This window comes from Bacillus sp. AP50 (genome assembly GCF_040492675.1).
GTDB classification, from domain to species: Bacteria; Bacillota; Bacilli; order Bacillales; family Bacillaceae_G; genus Bacillus_A; species Bacillus_A cereus.
The window spans coordinates 1-2,612 of record NZ_JBEUTW010000557.1 but is presented as its reverse complement, the minus strand read 5'-3'; the positions used below and the strand labels follow the sequence as shown (position 1 = coordinate 2,612).

The following is a 2,612-nucleotide window of genomic DNA, read 5'->3' as shown; positions in this document are numbered from 1 at the left end:
ATATGAAATAAAGAGGAGTGTAGGAGGAAATTATGAATAGCGTAATAGTAAAAGGGGATAAAGTAACAATTCGTACAATTGAAGAATCAGATATAAAAACATTATGGAATCTCGTGTTTAAAGAAGAAAATCCAGAATGGAAAAAATGGGATGCACCGTATTTTCCGTTTTCAATGCAAGAATACTCATCCTATAAGGAAAAGATGCAAACTCGTTTGCAAGAAGAACCACTGTCAAATTTAATTATAGAAAATAACGGTCAAATTATAGGGACGGTCGGATTTTATTGGGAGCATAAACCGACGCGTTGGTTGGAGATGGGAATTGTTATTTATAATCCAACTTACTGGAATGGTGGCTACGGTACAGAAGCGTTAACGTTATATCGAGATTTATTATTTGAAAAGATGGAAATTGGTAGAGTAGGGCTCACGACTTGGTCTGGTAATGAACGAATGATGAAAGTAGCGGAGAAAATAGGAATGAGCTTAGAAGGTAGAATGCGAAAGTGTCGTTATTATAACGGAACATACTATGATTCTATTCGAATGGGCATGATTCGTGAAGAATGGGAAGCGCTATGTGTAACGAAGGGGTGAGAAAGATTGTACGCTATTATTGCTACATTTGATCGTGTGTTTACTAATAAAATTACAGAACTGCAAAATGAATTAACAAATGTAATTGGAACAAATCAACTAGCTGGAGTAGAACCTCATATAACGATTGCGGATTATAATGAGTTAGATGTTCATTTGTATACTGAGAAACTAGGGGAGTTTGTAGCTATTCAAGAAAATATGGACGCAGTAACTTTTCTTTCTGTTGGAATTTTTCCTACTAATGGAACGGTCTTTCTAGCGCCGACCGTTACCGATGAATTGTTAAAACTTCATTATTCTTATCATGATTATTTTAAAACTTTTCATGACAACCCAAATTCATATTACGTACCGGGAAAATGGGTTCCGCATTGTACAATTGCAAATAGATTACATACAAAGCAGTTTTTAAGTGTAATGGAATATATTTATGGAAAGTTTGATTTTGCAACAGCTTCAATTGAGAAATTAAAATTAATTAAGGTGAATTATGAAAATGGTTTTGCCGTTTCTTCTAGTATATTAGCAGAATATAATTTAAAGAGAATGGAGACATCGAGATGACATATATAATTAGAGAAATGAAGCAAGAAGACATTCATGCTGTACAATCAGTAGCAAAAATAGCTTGGCATGATACATATGAAGGCATTATTCCAAGAGAAATTCAAGACAGTTTTTTAGACGAGGCATATTCTGATGAAAAAATGAAATATCGTCTTAAAAATACGCATTTATTCGTTGCGGAAGAAGAAGGAGAAGTAATAGGGTTTGCGAACTTTTCACCTGTTAGACTACAAAATGAAGCGGAATTAGGTGCGATTTATTTGTTACCAGATCAGCAAGGAAAAGGGATCGGAAGTGCTTTATTACAAAAAGGAATTAAAGCATTAAATGGGATACGGAAATTGTACATACATGTAGAAGCAGCAAATGAAAAAGGGAAACGCTTTTATGAAGCGAAAGGTTTTGCTGAATTAGAGCAATTTGAAGAAGACTTTGAAGGACATATGATGCAGACAGTAAGGATGGTTTTATACGTATAAGGAGAACTAGTAATGAAAATTTTTGATTTTAGTGAAAAAGTAGGAAAGCACCTATCAGTATTTCAACCTAATTTCATCATGTCGAAAATATTAAACCATCGAGGGAATATACATATCGGTGCTATGCATTTACACGAGAATGGAATCATCGGTAATCATGAAGCAGTTGTATCTCAACTGCTTCTTATTGTGAAAGGAGCAGGATATGTATGTGGGGTAAATAAAGAAAAGATAAATATAGAGGCGGGACAAGCTGTGTTTTGGGAAAAGGGAGAGCTCCATGAAACAAGTACAGAACACGGATTAACAGCAATTGTTATGGAAGCGGAGAATCTTGAACAAGCGATAGTAATGCCTATTATTCAAGGGGAGTTGTGAAAAATGATTGTTAAGGCGAATCAAGAAGATACCAATGAAATATTAAAATATTCGGCTCAATCGCTTTTTGAAGGGACGAGAGGGAATTGTCAATTAAGTACCGAGAAAGCAATTGAGATTACAAAGCCGATTGTAGAAAAAGGAGCATGCTATTTAATTATTAAAGAAAAAAATAAAGTAATGGGATGGATATTGATAGGGGAAAATACAGACTATTTTTCTCGTGAAAAACTTGGATTTATATATGAATTGTACGTTTTCCCAGAATATCGCGGGAGAGGATTATCGCGAGAACTGATGGAAGCTGGTATTAAGGAATTAAAGGAGAAGTATTTAGAAATTCGGTTGAATGTATTTGCTGGGAATTTTGCAAAAGAGATGTACGAAGAGTTTGGGTTTGTTGAAAGGCAGGTAATTATGACTTTGAAGTGAGTATTATATTCTGAATGGGAGAAAACAATGATTTAGTGGCTACTTTATCGCTGGAATTTAAAGCGATAAAGTATAAAATAGATGGTTTGCCTTTATTTTATAGTCGATTTATAGAGTGTGCTTAAAAAACAAATAAATTAGTATTATACAATAT

At 34.1% G+C, this 2,612-nt stretch carries 5 protein-coding genes; all 5 read left to right on the top strand.

Going from position 1 to position 2,612, the window contains the following annotated elements; all coding sequences use genetic code 11:
- The first annotated feature begins 32 nt into the window (after positions 1–32).
- Genes ABWK52_RS26550 through ABWK52_RS26530 form a run of 5 tightly spaced genes read left to right on the top strand, consistent with a single transcriptional unit; the run spans position 33 to position 2,458 of the window.
- Positions 33–599, top strand: a complete 567-nt coding sequence (locus tag ABWK52_RS26550; protein ID WP_084064600.1) for a GNAT family N-acetyltransferase — start codon at positions 33–35, stop codon at positions 597–599.
- Positions 600–605: 6 nt separating this feature from the next.
- The gene (locus ABWK52_RS26545) at positions 606–1,166 is read left to right on the top strand and encodes a 2'-5' RNA ligase family protein (RefSeq protein WP_000270885.1); all 561 of its coding nucleotides are present in this window, start codon (positions 606–608) and stop codon (positions 1,164–1,166) included.
- A complete protein-coding gene (locus tag ABWK52_RS26540) occupies positions 1,163–1,648 on the top strand; it encodes a GNAT family N-acetyltransferase (RefSeq protein WP_000221048.1) in 486 nt (161 codons plus the stop codon). The genes ABWK52_RS26545 and ABWK52_RS26540 overlap by 4 nt, the downstream gene beginning before the upstream one ends.
- A 12-nt stretch (positions 1,649–1,660) precedes the next feature.
- On the top strand, positions 1,661–2,026 hold the full coding sequence (locus ABWK52_RS26535) for a cupin (protein ID WP_030025429.1): 366 nt from the start codon (positions 1,661–1,663) through the stop codon (positions 2,024–2,026).
- Between the two features lie 3 nt (positions 2,027–2,029).
- Positions 2,030–2,458 carry a GNAT family N-acetyltransferase gene (locus tag ABWK52_RS26530; protein ID WP_098541517.1) on the top strand — a complete coding sequence of 143 codons (429 nt, stop codon included), beginning with the start codon at positions 2,030–2,032 and terminating at the stop codon, positions 2,456–2,458.
- Positions 2,459–2,612: the final 154 nt, after the last annotated feature.